The 21509-nt window shown below is 67.7% G+C and carries 22 protein-coding genes; 7 read left to right on the top strand and 15 right to left on the bottom strand.

Annotated features, from left to right (window positions below):
- Positions 1-17: 17 nt before the first annotated feature.
- The gene (locus tag ASJ79_RS05695; protein ID WP_156448287.1) at positions 18-2018 is read right to left on the bottom strand and encodes an acetoacetate--CoA ligase; all 2001 of its coding nucleotides are present in this window, start codon (positions 2016-2018) and stop codon (positions 18-20) included.
- A gap of 164 nt (positions 2019-2182) precedes the next feature.
- Here ASJ79_RS05695 and ASJ79_RS05700 point away from each other — a divergent pair, with 164 nt between their 5' ends.
- Positions 2183-3031, top strand: a complete 849-nt coding sequence (locus ASJ79_RS05700; protein WP_197420089.1) for a cupin domain-containing protein — start codon at positions 2183-2185, stop codon at positions 3029-3031.
- A gap of 3 nt (positions 3032-3034) precedes the next feature.
- Positions 3035-4159, top strand: coding sequence for an XdhC family protein (locus ASJ79_RS05705; RefSeq protein ID WP_067953768.1), 1125 nt, complete (start codon positions 3035-3037; stop codon positions 4157-4159).
- Between the two features lie 21 nt (positions 4160-4180).
- Here ASJ79_RS05705 and ASJ79_RS05710 read toward each other — a convergent pair whose 3' ends face one another.
- From ASJ79_RS05710 to ASJ79_RS05730, 5 genes are all read right to left on the bottom strand, one after another.
- Entirely contained in the window at positions 4181-4891 is a 711-nt protein-coding gene (locus ASJ79_RS05710; RefSeq protein WP_067953769.1) for an ABC transporter ATP-binding protein, read from the bottom strand.
- Positions 4881-5669, bottom strand: a complete 789-nt coding sequence (locus ASJ79_RS05715; protein WP_067953770.1) for an ABC transporter ATP-binding protein — start codon at positions 5667-5669, stop codon at positions 4881-4883. The genes ASJ79_RS05710 and ASJ79_RS05715 overlap by 11 nt, the downstream gene beginning before the upstream one ends.
- Positions 5650-6681, bottom strand: coding sequence for a branched-chain amino acid ABC transporter permease (locus ASJ79_RS05720; RefSeq protein ID WP_067953771.1), 1032 nt, complete (start codon positions 6679-6681; stop codon positions 5650-5652). Before ASJ79_RS05720 ends, ASJ79_RS05715 begins: the two co-directional genes overlap by 20 nt.
- On the bottom strand, positions 6678-7538 hold the full coding sequence (locus ASJ79_RS05725) for a branched-chain amino acid ABC transporter permease (protein WP_197420090.1): 861 nt from the start codon (positions 7536-7538) through the stop codon (positions 6678-6680). The genes ASJ79_RS05720 and ASJ79_RS05725 overlap by 4 nt, the downstream gene beginning before the upstream one ends.
- A 62-nt stretch (positions 7539-7600) precedes the next feature.
- Entirely contained in the window at positions 7601-8854 is a 1254-nt protein-coding gene (locus tag ASJ79_RS05730; RefSeq protein WP_197420091.1) for an ABC transporter substrate-binding protein, read from the bottom strand.
- A gap of 468 nt (positions 8855-9322) precedes the next feature.
- On the opposite strand from ASJ79_RS05730, the gene ASJ79_RS05735 reads away from it, so the two are divergent.
- Positions 9323-9937, top strand: coding sequence for a cupin domain-containing protein (locus ASJ79_RS05735; protein WP_197420092.1), 615 nt, complete (start codon positions 9323-9325; stop codon positions 9935-9937).
- Between the two features lie 4 nt (positions 9938-9941).
- On the opposite strand, the gene ASJ79_RS05740 is transcribed toward ASJ79_RS05735, so the two are convergent.
- Positions 9942-10349, bottom strand: a complete 408-nt coding sequence (locus ASJ79_RS05740) for a VOC family protein (RefSeq protein ID WP_231750737.1) — start codon at positions 10347-10349, stop codon at positions 9942-9944.
- A gap of 108 nt (positions 10350-10457) precedes the next feature.
- On the opposite strand from ASJ79_RS05740, the gene ASJ79_RS05745 reads away from it, so the two are divergent.
- Positions 10458-11135 (top strand): GAP family protein, encoded by a 678-nt coding sequence (locus ASJ79_RS05745; RefSeq protein ID WP_067953775.1) that lies wholly within the window; start codon positions 10458-10460, stop codon positions 11133-11135.
- On the opposite strand, the gene ASJ79_RS05750 is transcribed toward ASJ79_RS05745, so the two are convergent.
- Positions 11124-11759 (bottom strand): TetR family transcriptional regulator, encoded by a 636-nt coding sequence (locus ASJ79_RS05750; RefSeq protein ID WP_067953776.1) that lies wholly within the window; start codon positions 11757-11759, stop codon positions 11124-11126. The two genes, ASJ79_RS05745 and ASJ79_RS05750, sit on opposite strands and share 12 nt — an antisense overlap.
- A gap of 98 nt (positions 11760-11857) precedes the next feature.
- Here ASJ79_RS05750 and ASJ79_RS05755 point away from each other — a divergent pair, with 98 nt between their 5' ends.
- From ASJ79_RS05755 to ASJ79_RS05765, 3 genes are read left to right on the top strand one after another with little or no spacing between them, the layout of a single operon-like run.
- On the top strand, positions 11858-12856 hold the full coding sequence (locus ASJ79_RS05755) for a hypothetical protein (protein WP_067953777.1): 999 nt from the start codon (positions 11858-11860) through the stop codon (positions 12854-12856).
- 11 nt (positions 12857-12867) lie between these two features.
- Complete coding sequence (locus ASJ79_RS05760; protein ID WP_067953778.1) at positions 12868-14034, top strand: FAD-binding oxidoreductase; 1167 nt, start codon at positions 12868-12870, stop codon at positions 14032-14034.
- Positions 14035-14057: 23 nt separating this feature from the next.
- Positions 14058-14960: an aldose 1-epimerase gene (locus tag ASJ79_RS05765; protein ID WP_067953779.1), complete on the top strand. Its 903-nt coding sequence runs from the start codon at positions 14058-14060 to the stop codon at positions 14958-14960.
- A 76-nt stretch (positions 14961-15036) separates the two neighbouring features.
- On the opposite strand, the gene ASJ79_RS05770 is transcribed toward ASJ79_RS05765, so the two are convergent.
- The 7 genes from ASJ79_RS05770 to ASJ79_RS32005 all read right to left on the bottom strand — a co-directional run bounded on the left by ASJ79_RS05770 (position 15037) and on the right by ASJ79_RS32005 (position 21437).
- The gene (locus ASJ79_RS05770) at positions 15037-16284 is read right to left on the bottom strand and encodes a DoxX family protein (RefSeq protein ID WP_067953780.1); all 1248 of its coding nucleotides are present in this window, start codon (positions 16282-16284) and stop codon (positions 15037-15039) included.
- Between the two features lie 143 nt (positions 16285-16427).
- Entirely contained in the window at positions 16428-16817 is a 390-nt protein-coding gene (locus ASJ79_RS05775) for a heat shock protein transcriptional repressor HspR (protein WP_197420093.1), read from the bottom strand.
- Entirely contained in the window at positions 16799-17980 is a 1182-nt protein-coding gene (gene dnaJ, locus ASJ79_RS05780) for a molecular chaperone DnaJ (protein WP_067953782.1), read from the bottom strand. The genes ASJ79_RS05775 and dnaJ overlap by 19 nt, the downstream gene beginning before the upstream one ends.
- Positions 17981-18025: 45 nt before the next feature.
- On the bottom strand, positions 18026-18661 hold the full coding sequence (gene grpE, locus ASJ79_RS05785) for a nucleotide exchange factor GrpE (RefSeq protein WP_067953783.1): 636 nt from the start codon (positions 18659-18661) through the stop codon (positions 18026-18028).
- Positions 18658-20535 (bottom strand): molecular chaperone DnaK, encoded by a 1878-nt coding sequence (gene dnaK, locus ASJ79_RS05790; RefSeq protein ID WP_067953784.1) that lies wholly within the window; start codon positions 20533-20535, stop codon positions 18658-18660. Before dnaK ends, grpE begins: the two co-directional genes overlap by 4 nt.
- Before the next feature lie 201 nt (positions 20536-20736).
- A complete protein-coding gene (locus tag ASJ79_RS05795; protein WP_067953785.1) occupies positions 20737-21159 on the bottom strand; it encodes a pyridoxamine 5'-phosphate oxidase family protein in 423 nt (140 codons plus the stop codon).
- Positions 21160-21227: 68 nt separating this feature from the next.
- A complete protein-coding gene (locus tag ASJ79_RS32005) occupies positions 21228-21437 on the bottom strand; it encodes a hypothetical protein (protein ID WP_156448289.1) in 210 nt (69 codons plus the stop codon).
- Positions 21438-21509 lie beyond the last annotated feature (72 nt).

A 21509-nucleotide genomic window follows, 5' to 3' on the forward strand; every position in this document is an offset into this window, starting at 1 on the left:
TTTTAGGTGAACCGAGATCAGGAGCGCAACAGATCGTTCGACACCAGCGCGAGGAACGGCGCCATGGCCTCCGGGTCCTGCAGCGCCTCGCGGCTGACCGCCTTGTCGGGGTGCACTCCGGCCAGGATCCTCTTGACCGGAACCTCGCATTTCTTCCCGCTCAGCGTCTTCGGCACCGCGTCGATCCTGATGAACCTGTCCGGCACGTGCCGCGGCGACAACTCCTTGCGCAGCGCCGCTCGCAGCGCCGGCTCGATTTCCTCCAGCGTGGCGGTCGGGGCCGGCACGACGAAGCACAGCAACTCGCCCTCGCTGTCCGCACCGAGTTCGGTGGTGTCGATCACCAGGGAATCGGTCACTTCGGCGAATCCTTCGACAACCGCGTAGAAGTCGGCGGTGCCCATCCGCACCCCACCGCGATTCAGGGTCGAATCGGAGCGCCCCTGGATGACGAACGAGCCGCGCGGGGTGGCGACCACCCAGTCACCGTGCCGCCACCGGCCCGGAAAGTCCTCGAAGTAGGCGGCCCGCAGCCGGGAGCCGTCCGGGTCGTTCCAGAACTTCACCGGCATGGACGGCATCGGCTGGGTCAGCACCAGTTCGCCCACCTCGCCGCACAGGTCGCGACCGTGCTCGTCGAAAGAATGCACGTCGGCTCCGAGTGCGGCGCACGACAGCTCACCCAGCCATACCGGGACCGTGGGAGCGGAGCCGAGGAACGCCGTGCAGACGTCCGTGCCACCGGAGATCGAGCAGATCTGCACGTGCTCGCCGACGTGCTCGGCGATCCAGCGGAAACCCCTGACCGACAACGGAGAACCGGTAGACCCCAACGCGCGCATGGCCGAGAGGTCGTGGCGCTCCCGGGGCCGGTACCCGGCATCCATGCAGGCCTGGATGTATGGGGCCGACACCCCGAACAGCCGGACCCGGTGCCGCTCCGCCAGTGACCACAACGCCCCCATGTCGGGGTGGCCGGGGCTGCCGTCGAACAGCACCACGGTGGCGCCCACCAGAAGTCCGCCGATGAGGAAGTTCCACATCATCCAGCCGGTCGTGGTGTACCAGAAGAAGCGGTCACCCGGCTCCAGATCGCTTTGCAGCCGCAGCGCCTTGAGGTGCTCGAGCACAATTCCGCCGTGCCCGTGCACGATGCCCTTGGGCAGGCCGGTGGTCCCCGACGAGTACAGCACCCACAACGGATGGTCGAACGGCACCGGGTCGAACTCCAGCGCTCCGCGGGAGGAGACGAAATCCGCCCAGCTGAGTGAACCGGCCAACTCCGCCGCCGGATCCAGGTAGGGCACCAGCACCGTCGCCCGCAGCGTCGGAAGCTTCTCGCGCAATTCGCCGAGCCGGTCACGGATGTCGAAGCGCTTCCCGCCGTAGCAGTAACCGTCGACCGCGAGCAGCACCCGGGGTTCGACCTGCTGGAACCGGTCGAGCACCGCCCGGGACCCGAAATCAGGCGAGCACGACGACCAGATCGCCCCCAGCGACGCCGTCGCCAGGAACATCACCAGCGTCTCGACGCAGTTGGGCGCCAGCGCCACCACGGTGTCGCCCCGCGTGACGCCGGCGGCGACTAGTCCGGTGCGGGCTCGGGCGACCAGGTCACGGAGTTCGCCGTAGCTGACGGTGCGCTCGACACCGTCCTCGCGGGCGAACTCGACGGCGGTGTCACTGTCGTGCCGGCCCGGCCCGTCGGTCAGTGCGTGTTCGGCGTAGTTCAGCGTGGCGCCGGGGAACCACTGCGCACCCGGCATTTCGGAGCGACCGAGGGTGTCGGTCGGCGGATCCCGGAAGACGACCTCCAAGAAGCCTGCCGCCGCGGACCAGAACCCGGCCGGGTCGCGGACAGACCAGGCGTGCAGCGCGCGGTAGTCCAGTTCGTCGTCGACGCCGGTGTCCCGGCACATTCGTGCCCAGCGGGCGAAACGGACGATGGCCGTGTCGCGAACCTGCGCAGGATCCGGGCGCCAGACGATCGGCCCCTCCGGCCCGGGTGTACTGGTCATGCCCATGCGACCTTCTCTTTCACCGTGGTTCTCCGTTAGCGAGAGCGAACAGCATTCAATGTAAATGAACTCAGCACGGACCGGTATCGCGGAACGCGGTATAACCGAGTTCAGTTACAGGGAAATAAGTTTGATGATGTTGAAACTGGTGTTACTCTCGCTCCGTGGCTGAACAGCAGACGACTACCGCGGGCATGAGGGTCATTTCCCGCGAGGACTGGGGATCCGACCAAGGGTTACTCCACGGCGGCTCGTGGCGGGAGATCGTCGGTCCGGGCGCAGGCGCCGAATGCCGCGGTCTCTACGATCTCCATTTCACCGAAGACGGCCGGTCGGTGACGCTGACGCACGCGTCGGAGGCCGCGTACTACGTCGTCTCCGGCGCCGGCGCGGTCGTCCACGAGTCCACCGGGCGGACGCAGCCGCTGGGCGAGGGATCGATGGTGCACGTCCGCCCCGGAACGCCCTACCTGCTGAGCGCGTCGGCAGGCACCCGCATGGTCGGAGGACCATGTCCCGCAGGGTCATCCGTCACCGGCGCACCCGTGGTGCCTGCCGAAGCCGCCGACATCTGGCCCGAGATCTCGGTGCACCACCGTGACGCCCCGGGTCTGCTCGTGCCCATCATCTCCCAGGACGCCCGGCTGGTCGTGTGGCTCGGGATCGGCGCCGTGGCCGCCAACATGAACTATGTCGTCCTGCAACCCGGCGAGCGCAACAAGGAGCACGTGCACGCCTATTCCGAGGACACGATCCACATCCTCGAAGGGCACGGCACGGCCGAGAACGTCACCACCGGTGAGAGACTCCAGTTCGGCCCGGGAGACACCATCCACATCGAGATCGGATACTGGCACGCCGTCGCCGCGGACCGAGGCGAGCGGGTGATCAGCGTGGGCGGCCCGTGCCCGGCCGACGTCAACATGCTGCGTGCCGCCGGAGTGGACGTCGACCAGATCGAACTCCCGCCTGGCACATCGCTTCCCACCTCCGGTGGGGTACCCCGGCGCTGACCGGTGCGCGACGTACTCGATGACCTGGTCAGCTGGTGGGCAGCCGGCGAATCGGTCGGGGTCGGTACCGTCGTCGCAACCTTCCGCTCCGCGCCCCGGCTCCCCGGTGCGGCAATGCTTGTCGGCCCGGACGGCACCGCCGTCGGCTCGGTGTCCGGCGGCTGTGTCGAAGGCGCGGTGTACGACTTGGCGTTGTCGGTCGTCGAATCGGGTGAGCCCGTTCTCGAGCGCTACGGCGTGTCCGACGACGACGCTTTCGCCGCCGGCCTGACCTGTGGCGGCATCCTCGACGTGTACGTCGAGAAGGTGGACCGCCAGACCTTTCCGGAACTCGGCGAACTGGCGGCGGCGATCCGCGCGGAGACCCCGGTGGCCCTCGCGGCGGTGATCGAGCATCCCGATCGGTCACGGGTCGGGTGCCGCCTGATCGTCTCACCGGGCAGGGAACACCTCGGATCGCTGGGTTCGGCACACGCCGACGCCGCGGTGCGGGACGACGTGTTGGGGCTGTTGGCTTCCGGCACCGACACCACGCTGACCTACGGGCCGGACGGTGAGCGTCGCGGCGAGGGCATGCGGGTGTTCGTCTGGTCTTTCGCCCCGAAACCGCGGCTGATCGTCTTCGGCGCCATCGATTTCGCTGCCTCGATGGCACGGATCGGCACGTTCCTCGGCTACCGAGTGACGGTGTGCGATGCGCGGCCGGTGTTCGCCACGGCGGCCCGGTTTCCCGATGTCGACGACGTGGTCGTCGACTGGCCACATCGTTACCTGGCCGCTGAGCAGGCAGCAGGCCGTATCGATGCGCGCACCGTCCTCACCGTGCTGACCCACGACCCGAAGTTCGACGTGCCGCTGCTCGAGGTCGCGCTGCGCCTCCCCGAGGTGCGGTACATCGGCGCGATGGGGTCACGGCGGACGCACGAGGACCGCCTGCAGAGGCTGCGTACCGCCGGCCTGTCCGACCACGAGATCAGCAGGCTCTCAAGCCCCATCGGACTGGATCTGGGTGCGCGCACACCCGAGGAGACGGCGATCAGCATCGCGTCGGAGATCATCGCCGCGCGCTGGGGCGGCACCGGTCTGCCCCTCACCGAGACACGGGGACCGATCCACCGGCGCGCGTGATCCGGCGAAACACCCGGCGGCTCAGTGCGATACGCCGAAGAACAACTCCTCCAGTGCCCCCTCCTCGAGGAGTGCAGCAGCCTCCAGCGCCGGGCCCAGAGTGCCGTCGGACATGAAGTGCACCTTGTCCACCGCGGGCAGGCAGATCCTGGGATGCTCCTCGATGATCCACAGCACGCCGGCCCCGTTGTCGCGCAGACGCTGGATGTCGGCGATCCGTTCGCGGACGATCAGCGGCGCCAAGCCGGTGGTGGGCTCGTCGAGCATCAACAGTGACGGCGAGCTGACGAGTGCGCATGCGATCGCCAGCATCTGCCGCTCACCGCCGGACAACGTGGCGGCCGCTTGTTTGATGCGTTCGTTGAGCCGGGGGAACTGGGCGAGCACCTCCTTGGTGATCGCCTTCGCCTCGGCGAGGCTGCCCCGGCACGAGACCTGCAGATTCTCCTGCACCGACAGTTCGGGAAACACGTTGCCCTGCTGGGGCACAAAGCCGATCCCGAGTTTGGCGATGTGGTTCTGCGGCACCGCCGCGAGATCCTGGCCGGCGAACTTCAACGACCCGCCGTGCACCGGAAGCGATCGGGCGATGCATTTCATCAGCGAGGACTTGCCTGCACCGTTGGGTCCGACGATGGCCACGATCTCACCGGCGGCCACGGTCAGCGTGGCATCCCGGACGACGGTGAGCGGACCGTACCCGGTGCTCAGCGCGTTGGTCTCAAGCAACATCGGAATCTTCGTCTCCTCCGAGGTAGATCCGCTTCACGTTGGGGTCATTGCCGATCTCCACGGGTGTCCCGGAGGCGATGACCGCGCCGGACTCCAGCACGTGCACCCGGGCGGCGAGCTCCAGCACGAAACTCAGGTTGTGGTCGATCACCAGCACGCCGATACCGCGCTCCGCGATCCCCCGGATGATCCCGGAGAGGACACCGATCTGGTTCACCGTCATCGCGGCGGCCGGCTCGTCGAGAAGCAGCATGCGCGGCGCGAGCGCCAGTTGCCGGAGGATCTCGACGAGCTTCGCGTCGCCCGGTGAGAGGTCGCTCATCGCGCGGTCTCCCAGCTGGGCGGCGTCGGCCTGTTCGAGCTGCGCCCATGCCGCGTCGGTCGCCTCCTTCCGACGTCGACGGTCCCTGCGCCAGTACAGGAACGGTGACCACGGGTTGTCGAGGTCGGAGCCGGCGATCGCGAGCGCCACGTTCTCGACCACGGTCATCGAACTGAAACCGACCGGGGTCTGGAACGTGCGCACCAGGCCCGCGCGGGCCACCTTGTGGGCCGGCAGGCCCGTCAGGTCCTGTCCGCCGAAGACCACGCGTCCCGTGTAGGGCGTGCCGAACCCCGAGATCACGTTGAACAGCGTCGTTTTACCTGCGCCGTTCGGACCGATGAGGGCCGTGATCTCGGAGGTCGAGATCGTGATGTTGACATCGTGCAGGGCCCGGACGCCGCCGAACGACTTGTTGACGGCGATGACCTCGAGTTCAGGCGGGGTGGTGTTCATGGGTGCTCCCGGAGAGGATCGACGTCGAATCCGCGGTCTGCTCCGCGCTGCCACCGGACCGGCCGGTGTCCGGCCGCACGTATCGTCGCCGCAACCGGGCGAAGGTGCCGCTTTCGCTGAGCAGTCCGTCGGGCCGCCAGCGCAGCACCGCGATCAGCAGCACGCCGACGAGCGCCGGGTGGGCCGCGGCGTGCAGGTTGGCGAACTCGGCCGGAACGTGCACCAGGCGCACCAATTCGCTTGCGCCGGTGAGAAGTAGCGCGCCCACCACAGGACCGAACCGGCTGCCCAGACCGCCGATGACCAGTCCGGCCCACAGAGTGAAGGTCAGATGCGAGCTGAACACCGACGGCACGAGCGCCCCGAGCATCCACGCGTACGCGGGTCCGACGAACAGGCCGCACATCAGCCCCACGGTCGCGTAGGTCGACAACCGCAGGCTCTTGATCTTCTTCCCCATGGCCATCGCCAACGGTTCGTTGTCCCTCGCGGCGCGCAGGCTCGCACCGTAGGAGGAGGTGGCGATCCGGGAACAGATCAGCCACACGACCGCCGTCAGTGCGATCGTGAGTGCCAGGCGCACATAGGGATATCCGTCGATGGTGAACTCGAACTCGAACGGTTTGACGATCGACGTGAGCCCGAAGGTGCCACCGGTGAGGTCGCGCTGGATGACGATGAGCTGGCGCAGGATCTCCGCGAAGGCGAACGTCGTGATCAGGAAGTACTCACCTCTGAGCCGCAGCGCCGGCCAGCCGATGAGGATCGCCACCGCCCCGGTGATCAGTCCGGCGCCGAGCATGCCGAGGGCCCACGGCAAACCGGCGCCGGGCACGGCCGCGTCGGGTGAGCCGGTGAGCAGGACGTACGAGTAGGCACCCACGCCGATCAGGCCGGCGATGCCCAGGTCCCACATCCCGCCCCACGCGGCCTCGAGGTTCAGCAGCTGTGCGGCCATCGCGAAGACGAAGGCCAGTGTGGCGATGGTGACCAGGAATTCGATGGAGATCATGCCGCAGCCTCCTTACGGGACTGGAACGTGAAGAGGCCCTGGGGGCGGATCAGCAGCACCCCGATCAGGATCGCGAACGCGACGATCGGCCGGTAGGCCGTGTCGATCAACAGCGAGCTCATGTCCATCACGATGCCGAGCACCAGCGCCGCCGCGATGACTCCGAGGATGTTGCCGGTCCCGCCCAGCACAGCGGCCGCCAGGACCAGAAGGATGTAGCCCCAACCTGATTCGGTGGACACCGAACCCAGGATGCCGGTCATGATCCCGGCCACCGCGGCGAGCGCTCCGGCGATCGCCCAGACCGTCGTACTCACCCGGTTGATCGCGACGCCGCGGATCTGGGCCAGCTCCCGGTTGGAGGCGACGGCCCGGATGTCGCGCCCGACGCTCGTTCGCCCGAGCAGGAGCCACAATCCGCCGATGACCACCACCGCCACGAGCAGCATCACGATCTCGCCCGGGGCGACGTGGAACGGCCCGATGTGCTGGGCCGCACCGAGTTCGACCGAGAAGACGCGAAGATCGGTGCCGAACAGCGCGATCATCGCCGCGTAGGTCACGAAGGCCAGACCGACCGAGGTGAACAGCAGCACGTTGCCGCCGCGGTGCTTGACGGGGTCGAACAGGAACTTGCCGCACGCCACGGCGAGCACCGAGGTGATGAGCACCGCCAGGACGATCCCGGCGATGAGACCGAACATCTCCCCCAGCGCCACGGCCAGCAGAGCACCGAGCGCCATGAACTGTCCGTGGGCGATGTGCAGGAAACGCTCGGTGTTCCGCAGCAGCGCGAACCCCGACGTCGCCACTGCCAGCATGCTGCCTGTCAGTAACCCGAACAAGAGGTTGTCCAACGGTTTACCTTTCATCGGTGGACTGGCCGGGGCGGTGCGCCGCGCGCACCGCCCCGTCGTGATCACTCCGGGCGCAGGGCGGGATCGACCTCGACCTGTTCGCCGGGAGTCCAGACACCGTCCTTGACGGTCAGGACCGCGAGGATCGGCGATTGGAGGTTGCCGAACTCGTTCATGTCGAGCGTGCTCGACGCGCCGTCGAAGTCGATGTCCTCACCCGCTGCGAGTGCCTCTTTGCCCTCCGCGAAGGAGTAGACCTTCTTGCCGGGGGCGCTGGCGACCTCGATGATCTTGCCCGCGATGTCCGGACCGCTGGTGCTCCCGGCCGCCTCCATGGCCAACGCGAACAGGACGTACTGGTCGTAGTTGTTGGCGTCGTACATGCCGGGTTCCGGATCTCCGCCGGTGGCGGCGCGGAACCGTTCCGCATAGGACTGGTATGCCGGGCTCTCGGTGTCGAACGCGGTCAGCGCCGCGGTCAGTTGCGACGCGTTCGGCAGCGCGGCCACGTCGTCGGTGATCAGGTCGGGTGAGACGTAGATCGGGATGTCGTATCCGCGCCGCCCGATCTCGCGCAGGATCGGGATTCCGGCCTCGACGCCCGTGCCGAGGTACAGCGCGTCGGGTTGCGACTCGAACGCCTTGGCCACCTCGCTGTTGTACGACGATGCCCCGGGTTCGATGGTCACCGCATTGACGGTTCCGCCGGTCCTCTCGAAGGCTTCCGTGGCCACTTCGGCCGGGCCGGACGCGCCCTCGGTGTTCTGGACGATCATCGCGAGCTTCTTCACACCGGCGTCGCGGGCGACCTGGGCGACGATGATGCCGGCGTCGCTGTCCGAGGCGGTGACGCGGAAGGAGAACTTCCCGCCCCGCTCGTCGAGGAACGTGGTGCCACACGACGAGCAGATGTTCGGTAGCTGCCTCTGCTCGATCTGGTCGAAGAGTGCGACCTGGCCGTCGGATTCCAGGCTGCCCATCACGGTGGCCTTGTCCACGGTGGTCAGCTTCGAGAACCCGGCGACAGCGCCGTCGACGGTGGAGCGGTTGTCCTCGGTGACGAGAACGACGTTGCGGTCCATGACGCCGCCCGCGTCATTGATCTCGTCCACAGCGATCTTCGCGGCGGCGATCGCGGGCGGGGTGAAGGGCGCGTAGTCCCCGGTGACGCCGATCAGCTGGCCGAAGACGATGTCGCCGCTGGAGGACGAGGAGGAAGAACCCGCCCCTCGGTCGCCGTCCTCCGCGCACGAGGTCAGGACGAGGCCGAGAGCGGCTCCGGCCGCGACGACGCGACAGCAGGTTTTCAACTTCACTTTCATGACCTCCGACACTGAGTCCGTATTCCGGCTGATGGTGAACCGCAGCCATCTGCGACATGGCTGAGCGTACAATCCCATTGAAAATCTTGCAGCGTAACGAGTGGCGACGATACCAATCCGTCGGCGCGTCACACACCCGAAGTTCAAAGCGATTGAAAGAATATGTGAGTGTGACGCAGATCGCAAGCACGACGTTCGCCCGCCGGGCGAACCGTCACAAGCTGCGGATTCAGCGCATGCACCGTCGATCGCGACGATCCGTGACGCGCGGATTCCGCACCCCGCCTCGCGCCAGTGGCGAGTTCGGGACTTCAGGCGCCCTGACGTCGACCGCCTTCATTCTTGCTGAAAGACGCCGCGCGACGAGGGCCGACACCGAAGACGCGGGCCCTCACACAATATAAGCTACAGTGAAATAGACGGCCAGAATTTTCAGGCCACATCAATAACGGGGGAATGGACATGCGCGTCCCTGGCGAGAGACTACCTCTCGACATCCAGGCAGCATCCGAGGCGACCAACCTCAAGCTTGGAACCGAGATCCGGCGCATCCGGCTGCAACGAGGCCTGACCCTGGTCGACATCGCGACCGAAACCGGTTTGAGCGCATCGATGTTGTCGATGCTGGAACGCGGGAAGACCGGTGTGTCGGTGGGTTCACTGGTCGCCGTCGCCTCGGCGCTCGGAGTCGCCGTCAGCGACCTCTTCCATCCGTCGAAGGCGCCGGAACCATCGCTGGTGCGATTCGACGAGCAACACGCCGTGACCGTCGGTCCCGGCGTCACCCGCAGGGTGATTCAACGTAGCCGAACAAACGGGGTGGAAGTCGCGTCGTTGCGGTTGGCGCCGGGAGCGCACACCGGAGTGGAACTCGTCCGCCACGAGGGCTATGAGATCGTGGTCGTCCAACACGGGCGGCTGACCGTCCAGATCGGCGGCGTCGAGAACGAGCTGGAGGCCGGCGACGCCATCAGCCTCGACGCCGGGTCCCCGCACCGCTTCGCGAACAACGGTGACGCGGTCTCCGAAGTACTTCTCGTCGTTCGCCTGTCGGCGGTAGCCAAGTACGGACACTGAAGCTTCACCGACCGATCCGGCTTCCCACCACCCCGCCGACATCCACTGTCTGACAACGCAGCTCGGTCATCGTAGGTCGTACCAGGTGCCGCCACGGCCGAACCGGTCGAGACTCGACAGCGGACAACCGCACCCCTTTGCTCGCGTCGACGATGTCGCCGGGGGCCAGGCCCCGGCCCGCCAGTTCGGCGATGTGGCCCTCCAGATCGTCGACGGCGAAATTGATTTCGTCGATCCCGGCCTTGTCGGGGTCATGGAAGACCTGAACCCACGCGCCCGGCAGCACCTGCCATTCGACCAGCGTCGGCATCGGGTTGTTGTCCTCGGGCCTACCGAACAACGACTCGTACCACCGCCTGCTGGTCGCGATGTCGGTGACGTGGACGACCGCCAGCACATGGGTGATCGACATGCGCTTCTCCTCTCGTCTCAGGTGACGACCTGGGAAGTCCGCTGAACTCATCGCCGGGGCGCAACCGTTATCGGCGACATCGGCGACGGTCCTTGCTAAGTTCTTCCGGTGCCGGGTAGCTGGGGATCGATCCTGACAGAGCTCATTCCACTCGCCCTGGTGATCGCGCTGTCGCCGCTGTCGGTCATCCCGGCGCTACTGGTGCTGCGCAGCCCTGCGCCGCGGCCGACGGGCTTGGCGTTCCTGCTCGGCTGGCTGGCCGGCCTGGCCGTGCTGACGGCCGTGTTCCTGGAACTGTCCGCCCTGATCGGCGGTATCGGCACGAAGCCACCGAGTTGGGCGTCCTGGCTGCGCATCGTCGTCGGCGCCGGGCTCATCGTGTTCGGCGGCTACCGCTGGGCGATGCGCAGGAAATCCGAACACATGCCCGGCTGGATGACACGCATGAGCACGTTGACACCGGCGAAGGCGGGCGGGATGGCAGCGGCGTTGACCGTGCTCAACCCGAAGGTGCTGTTCATCTGTATCGCAGCGGGTTTGGCGATCGGCTCGGCCGGACTGGATTCACCGGCCGTCTGGGTCGCGGTGGTCTGGTTCGTCGTGGTCGCCGGGGCGACGGTCGCGCTGCCGATCCTCGGCTACACGCTCTCCGGGCAGCGGCTGGAGCCGACGCTCACCCGGCTCAACGACTGGATGGAACGCCAGCACGCCACACTGGTCGCGGTGATCCTCGTCGTCATCGGTCTTCTGGTGCTGTACAAGGGAATTCACGCACTACTCGGGTAGGCCCAGCTCCTCGGCGGGCGCGGTGAGATACCGCGTCACGGTCGGGGCCACCAGCCGGACCACGTCCTCGGTGGGTAGTTCGGACAAGGGCGCCACCCCCATCACGTACCGCAGCATCGCCGTGCCGACCAGGCTGCTCGCGGCCAGCATCGCGCGCAGCCTGGCCTGTTCCCCGCCGCCGAGCTCCCCCGAGACCGCGGTCAGCACGTAGTTCTGCATGAAGCTCCGAAAAGCCTCGTGGGCATGCGGATTCGAGGTCGCCGAGGCCAGCATGGCGCGCATGGTCTCCGCGCTCTCGGGAGCCTCCCAGATACCGAGGTAGGTCCGCACCATCCTGGTCCCGATGTCGGCGCCGCCACCGTCGGTCCCGGCCAGCGCCGCCACCAGCACCGCGGGGTCGATGATCAGCCGCAACGCCTCGCGGAACAGCTGCTCCTTGGACCCGAACAGGTACAGCACCATCGACGGGTCCACGCGGGCATCGTCGGCGATGGCCCGCAACGTCGTCTTCTGATAACCGTCGCGGGCGAAGCGCAGCTTCGCCGCCGCCAGCACCGCATCCTTCGACACCGGTTCGCCGTGACGACGGCCCCGGCGCCTCGTTGTTTCGGCTGGTCGCGACATGCGCCGACGCTACCATTTCAACGCCTATTGAAAAGATGGCGCATCAGGCCTACGCTCGCCTCAGATGTAATTCAACAGATGATGAAAAGAGATCGTCAATGACGTCGACGCGCTCACACACCGAACCCTCGGCCACCGCCCGCGCCGGTGGCATCATCGTCGCCATCACCGCGCTGCTGGCGCTCGTGGCGATCGCGTTCGCGCTGCCCGCTGCCCGGTCGGGACCCCACGACGTGCCGATCGGGGCGGCCGGACCCCAGGCCGCCGGCGGTCACCTGACCGCCACCCTCGACGAGAAGATGCCCGGCGCCTTCGCGGTGACCTACTACCCCGGCGAAGCCGCGCTGCGTGCGGCGATCGAGAACCGCGACGTCTACGGCGGGCTCGTGCTGCCGTCCCAGCCCGGGGATCAGCCCGTGCTGCTGATCGCCTCCGGCGGCAGCCCGATGGTCGCGCAGATGCTGACCCAGGTCGGCAACGAACTCGGACGCCAGACCGGCACGGCGATACGCACCGAGGACCTGGCTCCACCCACTGCCCGAGACCCACGCGGTGCGGGGATCGCGGCGTCCGCGCTGCCCATCACGCTGGCCGGGATCCTGCCCGCCATCGCGCTGGTCCTGGCGCTACGCCGCGAGATCTGGACCGGCTTCGCCGCCGCCGTGGTGTTCTCCCCCGTCGCGGGGCTGACCATCGCAGCGCTGCTGCGGTACGTCCTCGGGTCCGTCGACGAGAACTTCTGGGGCGTCGCGGCCGGCCTCACGCTCGGGATCGCCGCGGCGCTGTTGTTCATGTTCGGCCTCGGCTCGCTGTTCGGCAGAGCCGGCCTCGCCGTCGGCGCGCTGATCGCACTGCTGGTGGGCAACCCGTTGTCGGGGCTGGCCAGCGCCCCCGAGATGCTGCCCGCCGGCTGGGGCCAGCTCGGCCAGCTGCTTCCACAGGGCGCCACGGCCACGCTGCTGCGCTCGACGGCCGCGTTCGGCGGCGCCGGCGCCACCACCGCCGTCGTCGTGCTGGCCTGCTGGGCGCTGGCCGGAACAGCGCTCGTCATCGTCGCCGCCGTTCGGGACAGGAGCCGTGCGGACGCCGTGACTTAGGATCGTGCGGCGTGGGACTCGAAGACCGCGAATCGATGCGCATCCTCCGGGATGCGCTCGACGGCGACGGCGGGTCCGAGTCGCTGATCGCCGATTTCTACACGCGGTGGTTCGCTGCCGACCTGTCCGCGCGCGACCTCTTCCCGCCCGACATGGCCAAGCAGCGCCAGGTCTTCGCGCAGGCGATGTGCTGGCTGTGCGACGAGCTGATCGCCCAGCGCGCCGAGGAACCGGTCGCGTTCCTGGCCCAACTGGGCCGCGACCACCGCAAGTACGGTGTCACACAATCGCATTACGCGTCCCTGACGGACGCCCTGCTGGTCTCGTTGCGCAAGGCGCTGGTCGCGCAGTGGGACCGCCGGCTCGCCGAGGCCGTCGATGACGTCGTCCAACTCGTCGTCGGGGTGATGAGTGGCGCCGCGGACGCCGAGACCAGTCCACCGTTCTGTGACGGCACCGTGCTCGAACACCTCCGGCCCGCCCGCGACGTCTCGGTCATCCGGTTGAAGATGGATCACGCGCTGGCATATCACCCCGGTCAGTACGTGCCCGTGCAGGTGCCGCAGTGGCCGCGCCGGTGGCGCTACCTGAGCCCCGCCATCCCGGCCGACCCGCAGGGCTACGTCGAGTTCCACGTCCGTTCGGTCCCCGGAGGGATGGTCAGCACCGCGATCGTCGGCGAGACCAGGCCCGGAGACCGGTGGCGGGTGGCCAATCCGCACGGCGCGATGGAGATCGACCGCGGCGGCGGTGACGTGCTCATGGTCGCCGGCAGCACCGGCCTGGCGCCGCTGCGGACGTTGATCATGGACCTGACCCGGTTCGGCGAGAACCCGCGCGTGCACCTGTTCTTCGGCGCCAAGCACCCCTGCGAACTGTACGACCTGCGGACCCTGTGGGAGATCGCGTCCACCAACCCGTGGTTGTCGGTGACGCCGGTGTCGGAGCTGAACTTCGACCCGCCGTGGGCGGCCCAGTTTCCCGACGTCACGCCGCCGCGCGGACTGCACGTGCGCCAGACGGGTCTGCTTCCAGAGGTGGTGACGCGGTACGGCAACTGGGGTGACCGGCAGATCCTGCTGTGCGGCCGGCCCGAGATGGTGCGGGCGACCAAATCGGCCCTGATCGCCAAAGGCGCCCCGGCCGAACGGATCCAGCACGATCCTCTGGCCAGTTGAGCAACGCATGGCAGGATCGCAGCATGGACGTGTTCGAAACCGTCACGCTGCGTGATCCGTCGTCCCCGCTGACGGCCACCTACGCTCCGCGGGCAGGCATGGTCGGCACCTCGCTGTCCGACGACGGCGTCGAGCTGCTCGGCCAGCGCCGCGGCCTGTACGCCTACGTGTCCAACCACAAGACCATGGGGATCCCGATCCTCTATCCCTGGGCCAACCGGCTGAGCAGCAACGGCTACGGCGTCGACGGCGCGGTGGTGACGCTGACCCCGGGCACCGGCGGCGTGCGCACCGACGACCACGGGGTGCCGATCCACGGCGTCCTGGCCGCGTACAACGACTGGACCGTCACCACGGTGCTGGAGTCACAGCTGACCGCCGAGCTGGATTTCGCCGCGCGGCCCGGGTTGCTGGCCAGTTTCCCGTTCCCGCACCTGCTGACGCTGGACGTCACGCTGGCCGACCGCACGCTGACCGTCACGACCACGGTCACCGCGACGACCGGGTCCCGGGTGCCGTTGTGCTTCGGCTTCCACCCGTACCTGCAGTTGCCCGACGTGCCGAGGGCACAGTGGCAGATCGAGACACCCGCCATGCGATACCGCCCGGTGAACGCGTGGGGCATCCCGACAGGTAACCCGGAACAGCGGGATGCCACCTCAGAACTGCTGGGTGACAAGGTGATCGACGACGGTTACGACGACGTCGCCCCCGGGTCGGTGTTCGCGCTCTCCGGCGGCGGCCGCCGGATCGAGGTGCACTTCGACGAAGGGTTCACCGCGGCACAGGTGTTCGCTCCTGGCAACGACGCGGTGGTGTGCTTCGAGCCGATGGCCGCCCCCACCGATGCGCTGCGCCGGGGCGGCTACCGGGAGGTGCAGCCCGGCGAGTCGGCAGTGGCGCGGTTCCGGATCAAGGTCGCCTAAGCCCCACCCAGCGCCGAAATGACATTCCAGCAGCGCCTCTCTCGAAAAACCCCTGCCGGAATGCAATTTCGGCGAGTCAGGCGAAGTTCGGGTAGTCCTGCACCCAGTGGAAGCCGCGGCTGCGCAGCGTGAAGCTGTCGAGGTCCACCTGCGCCAGTGACATCGTGACGTGTTGCCCACCGAGCTCACCGACTGCCCGCAGCCGGTCGCGGCCCTGTCGTTCGAAGCGCACGGCCGTCTCCTCGGTGGACGCCTGCACCAGCTCACCGTCCATCAGTTGGTAGGTGATCAGTCCAGGCTCGTCGAAAACCACACGCTGCCACCGGATCTCATCGGTCACCAGCGGTGGGCGGACGATCCCGTCCGCGGTGAACTCCGTGACCGCCCAGATCCCGTACAGCTCCGGTTTCGGCCGGCCGTCCCCGTATTCGCGCCACGCGCTCCAGCCTTCGATCACCAGTCCGGTCGTCACCCACGCTGCGAGCAGCGTCACGACCACCGACGCGGTCCGGTTGGCCCGCGGGCTGCGGAACAGCACTGGCGGTGGCGCGGGAGCCGAAGGACGCTGCAGTACAAGAACGTCGGCCAACCTGCCCAGATGCGGCGCCACCAGCAACAGGCTCAGCAGCAGGAGATGTGCCGACAAAACCTTGACCGGCACGTCGTAGGTCATGTTCAGCAAGAAGACCTGGGCCATCGCCATCAGGGAGATCAGCGCGCCGAGCAGCGCGGTGCGATTCCAGAACAGAAGCAACCCGCCGATCACCTCGACAGCGCCGAGCACGATCTCGTACGGATGCGAGCTGCCCACCTGCAGCCACAGCACGGCCATCGGGGTCAGCTCGCCGTACGGCTGCAGCAGCGCGGCCAGCGGCGGCGACGGCATCTGCGTCGGAATCACTTTGGCGACGCCGTAGAACAGCATCTGGCCGGCCAGGCTCAGCCGGATGAACATCGCGAACCAGGCGTACAGCCTGTCGTATCGCCGGCGCCGACCGTCCACGACCGACCAGATCGGTGTCGCGACAGCGGCGACCACGACCAGGACGAACACCATGACCCAGACGACGGCTTGGTCACCGCTGTTCGAATCCCGGTGCAGGACAGCCTCGACGCCGAAGACGTGGTGCCCGACCCACGTGCAGATCGGCTCCACCAACGTCATCTGCCAGATGATCGCGTCCTGCGGCAGCCATCGCGTCAGAATCCCCGCGTAGACGAAGACGATCTGCGCGAAGAGCAGGCAGAACAAGCCGAAGTATACGAAGCAGAAACGGAATGCGATCCGGGTGAGTGGATGCCACGGCTGTGTCACGGCCACCATCGTCGTGGGCACGGCCGGGCGGATCAATCGTGACCACCCCCATATCGGGGGTGGGGTTAACCCCCCGTCCCGCCGAAATGGCATTCCAGCAGCGAAAGTTCGAGAACAGAGCTGCCGGAATGCAATTTCGGCGGATGAGGGGGTCAGCGTTGGTTGCGCGGCTGCCAGACCACCAGCGCGGTGCTCTTCGCACGCGGCTGGGCCCGCAGGTGCTCCACTTCCTCGGTGAGCTCACGCACCCGCGCCTGCAGCGCCTCGACCTGATTGGTCAGCTCGATGATGCGCTTGATCCCGGCGAGGTTGACGCCCTCGTCCTGGGACAACCGCTGCACCTCGCGCAGCAGCTCCACGTCACGCTGCGAATAGCGCCGTCCGCCACCGGAACTGCGCTGCGGGCTGACCAGTCCGAGCCGGTCGTAGGTGCGCAGCGTCTGTGCGTGCATACCGGCCAACTCGGCGGCCACCGAGATCAGGAACGTCCTGGCCTCGTCCGCGCGGCCGGACCGGCCGGCGCTCACAGCGCACCGGCCCATCCCGCCCGCGGATCGAACCCGCTGGCGCGTTCGGCTTTCGCGTACGCCTCCAATGCCTCTGCAGCCTCCCCTTCGAGGTTCGGCGGCACGGCGACCTTCACGGTGACCAGCAGGTCACCGTGACCTCCGGAGCGTTTCGGGACGCCCCGGCCCCGAACACGCAGGATCCGGCCGTCCGACGTGCCCTTCGGCACCCGGACTCCGACCTTGCCCTCCAGTGTCGGTACCGAAAGCGTTGTGCCCAGGGCGAGTTCATGGAAGCTGACCGGCACCGTCACGGTGAGGTCATCGCCGTTGCGGCCGAAGACCTTGTCCGGCTTGACGTGCACGGTCACATACAGGTCGCCCGACGGCGCCCCGCGCAACCCGGCCTCACCCTGCCCGGCCAGCCTGATGCGCTGCCCGTCCTCCACCCCGGGTGGGATCCGCACGTTGATGGTGCGTGTGCGGGTGTTCACCCCGGTGCCCCGGCACTCCTCGCACGGGTTCTCGATGATCGAGCCGCTGCCCCGGCATTCCGTGCAGGGCTCGGAGAACCCGAACGCGCCCTGGTTCCGGCTGACGACGCCGGCCCCGTTGCAGTTCGGGCACACCTTCGGGCTGGTGCCCGGACGTGCGCCGCTGCCGTGGCAGTTCGTGCACGGGGCCGGGCTGGTGAGCCGAAGCGGCATCGCCACGCCCTTGGTGGCCTCCAGGAAACTCAGCGAGGTCTCGGTCTCCAGGTCGTTGCCGCGGCGCGGCCGGGACGGACGCGGCTGCTGGGCACCACGCCCGAACAGCCCGCCGAAGAGATCCCCGATGTTCGCGCCACCGGCCTGGCCTGCGGCGTCGAACAGATCGTTGAGGTTGAACTCCGCCCCGTCGCCACCACCGAAGCCGCCGAACCCCCCGCCGCCGCTGTAGCGGCCGCGACCGAACCCGCCGCCCGCGAAGAGCCGACGGGTCTCGTCGTACTCCTTGCGCTTGGCGGGATCGGTGAGCACCTCTTTGGCTTCGGACGCGGCCTTGTAGCGCTCCTCGGCTTCGGTGTTGCCCGGATTCCGGTCGGGGTGGTTCTCCGCGAGGATCTTGCGGGCGGCCCGCTTGATCTCCTTCTCGTCGGCATCGGAAGCGACGCCGAGCACTTTGTAGAAGTCCTTCTCAACCCACTCGCGTTGGGCCATATCGCGTCACCTCCTTACCTTCTCGTCACGGTTGCGGATCGATTCTCACGATTCTGAGGGCTGTGGCGGCTCGGCGTCGGCATTGTCGGTGTCGGACGCGTCGGGCACCGTGTCGACGACGCCCACCATCGCGTGGCGGACGACCTGCTCGCCGATCTTGTAGCCGCGCCGCATCACCGTCCCGACGACCGGGTGGGTGCCTTCGCCCTCGTGCTGCACCGCCTCGTGCAGCGCGGGGTCGAACTCGTCGCCCTCCGCGCCGAAACCGGTGAGCCCCAAGCCCTCAAGCGTGGAGATGAGTTTGTCCGCCACCGCCTTCAACGGCCCGGACTCCAGATCCCCGTGGCTGCGTGCCCGGTCGAGGTCGTCGATGATGGGCAGCAGCTGACTGATCACCGTGGCCTTGGCCCGGTCGGCGATCACCTGCTGATCACGCAGCGAACGCTTGCGGTAGTTGGCGAAATCGGCCTGCACCCGTTGCAGGTCGGCGAGCAACTCCGCGGCCTTGTCGGCCTCCACCGACTCCACGGTCGGTTCGGCCGCGGCGTCCTCCGGCGCCGGCCCACTGGGGGCCGCCGCCGGAGTCTCACGCACCTGCCCGGTCTCGGGGTCGATGCGCCGCTTGTCGGTGACGGTGATGGGTTCTTCTTCCTTCACCCGGTCCTGATCGTTGGCGCTCACTTGCGCTCCTGGTCGTCCTCAACCACCTCGGCGTCGACGACGTCATCACTGCCGCCGCCCGACGCACCGGCGGAATCACCGTCGCCTGCGGCGCCGGCACCCTGCTCGGCCTGGGTGGCCTCGTAGATCGCCTGGCCGAGAGCCTGGCTCTCCACGCCGAGCTTCTCCATGGCCGACTTGATGGCGCCGATGTCGGTGCCGGCAAGCGCGGTCTTGGCGTCGGCGATCGCGGCGTCGACCTTGGTCAGGGTGTCCTCGGGGACCTTGGATCCACCTTCGGACGCTGCGCCCCGTTGTTCAGCGACGAACTTCTCCGTCTGGTAGACCAGCGACTCGGCCTGGTTGCGGACGTCGGCCTCCTCGCGACGCTTGCGGTCCTCGTCGGCGTGCGCCTCGGCATCCTTGATCATCCGGTCGATCTCCTCCTTGGACAGGCCAGAGCCTTCCTGGATCTTGATCGTGTTCTCCTTGCCGGTGCCCTTGTCCTTGGCGGTGACGTGCACGATGCCGTTGGCGTCGATGTCGAAGGTCACCTCGATCTGCGGGACACCGCGCGGGGCCGGCGGGATACCGGTCAGCTCGAACGAGCCGAGCAGCTTGTTGTGCGCGGCGATCTCACGCTCACCCTGGAACACCTGGATCTGCACCGACGGCTGGTTGTCGTCGGCGGTGGTGAACGTCTCCGAGCGCTTGGTCGGGATCGTGGTGTTGCGTTCGATGAGCTTGGTCATCACGCCGCCCTTGGTCTCGATACCGAGGGACAGCGGGGTGACGTCAAGCAGCAGAACGTCTTTCACCTCACCCTTGAGGACACCGGCCTGCAGCGCGGCACCGACGGCGACGACCTCGTCCGGGTTGACGCCCTTGTTGGGCTCCTTGCCGCCGGTCATCTCCTTGACCAGGTCGGAGACCGCGGGCATACGGGTGGAACCACCGACCAGCACGACGTGGTCGATGTCGCCGACGGCGATGCCGGCGTCCTTGATCACCTGCTGGAACGGCTTACGGGTGCGGTCCAGCAGATCCTGGGTGATGCGCTGGAACTCCGCGCGGGTCAGCTGCTCGTCGAGGAACAGCGGGTTCTTGTCGGCGTCGACGGTGATGTAGGGCAGGTTGATCGAGGTGCTCTGCGAGCTCGACAGCTCGATCTTGGCCTTCTCGGCGGCCTCACGCAGCCGCTGCATCGCCATCTTGTCCTTGGTCAGGTCGATGCCGCTGGTGCCCTTGAACTTGTCGACGAGCCACTCGACGATCCGGTCGTCCCAGTCGTCGCCACCGAGGTGGTTGTCACCGGAGGTGGCACGCACCTCGACGACACCCTCGCCGATCTCCAGCAGGGACACGTCGAACGTGCCGCCACCGAGGTCGAACACCAGGATGGTCTGCTCTTTCTCGCCCTTGTCGAGTCCGTAGGCCAGGGCGGCCGCGGTCGGCTCGTTGACGATCCGCAGCACGTTCATGCCGGCGATCTGGCCGGCTTCCTTGGTGGCCTGACGCTGGGCGTCGTTGAAGTACGCGGGGACCGTGATCACCGCGTCGGTGATGTCCTCACCCAGGTAGCTCTCGGCGTCGCGCTTGAGCTTCATCAGCACGCGGGCGCTGATCTCCTGGGGGGTGTAGTCCTTGTCGTCGATCTTGACGGTCCAGTCCGAACCCATGTGCCGCTTCACCGAGCGGATGGTCCGGTCGACGTTGGTCACGGCCTGGTTCTTGGCGGGCTGACCGACCAGCACCTCGCCGTTGCGCGCGAACGCGACGACCGACGGGGTGGTGCGGGAACCCTCGGAGTTGGCGACGACGACCGGATCGCCACCTTCCAGGACTGCGACGACGGAGTTGGTGGTCCCGAGGTCGATACCGACCGCACGAGCCATGGTTGCTGCCTCCTGAGTAGACGTTCTTCGGTTCACGAGTGCGAAGCACTCGATCGGACTGAGTGCACCGGGCTCAAGACTGCTCTCGCCGACACCCTCGTGTCAACCCAGACTTGAGTCTGTGTCACTCAACTGTCGAAAGTGGTCAACGGGGTCGCGCCGGGATTTGTTCCCGGCGGATCGAGAATTGCGATACGCCGGTCAGCCGGCGTCGGGTGTGCGGTCGAAGACGAACCGGCGGCCGCTGACGTTGAGCGGGCGGATCCGCACGAGATGGGTCTTGACGCCCGCGGTCCACGGCGTCAGCTGCGCATCCTCGGCCCGGGCGATCTCGTCCTGGTCGCGCAGCGAGCGCGCCGCGCCCTTGACGATCACACTCCAGCCGACGTTCTGTGAATAGCCGTCGGCTTCGAAGAGCACCTCGCGGCTCATCGCCGCGGCGGTCAGCTTGGTGCCCTCGGCGGTCCGGAACAGCACGGTGCGGTCCTGCACCGCGAAGTTCACCGGAAAGATGTGCGGTTCGCCCTCGATGCTGGTGACCAGTCGCCCCAGCGGAGCGTCGGCCAGCAGATCCCAGCATTCCGACACGGACAGGATCGAGACCGGCCGGCTCTCGTGCGACATGGGCGTGATGTTAGGCGATGAGGTGCGTCACGAAGAGCGAACGGCGTAGCACACGCGAGTCACTCCCGTCACTTTCGCCACAGGCTGCGTACGCTGGACGTAATGAGATTCCAGGTGGCTGTGGCCGGGACGGTGCTCGTGTGCGCCGCCGCGCTGGCGGGCTGCCAGTCATCGGTCGACGGCACCGCCACCCGCGCACCCGACGAGCACACCGAGCCGGAGTTCTCGACGCCCCGGCCCACCCGGCCGACCACCGCCCCGCCAGCGCGGCGGCGCACACGAGCACCGTCCCGGCCACAGCCACCTGGAATCTCATTACGTCCAGCGTACGCAGCCTGTGGCGAAAGTGA

It is taken from the genome of Mycobacterium sp. NAZ190054, from assembly GCF_001545925.1.
GTDB lineage: Bacteria > Actinomycetota > Actinomycetes > Mycobacteriales > Mycobacteriaceae > Mycobacterium.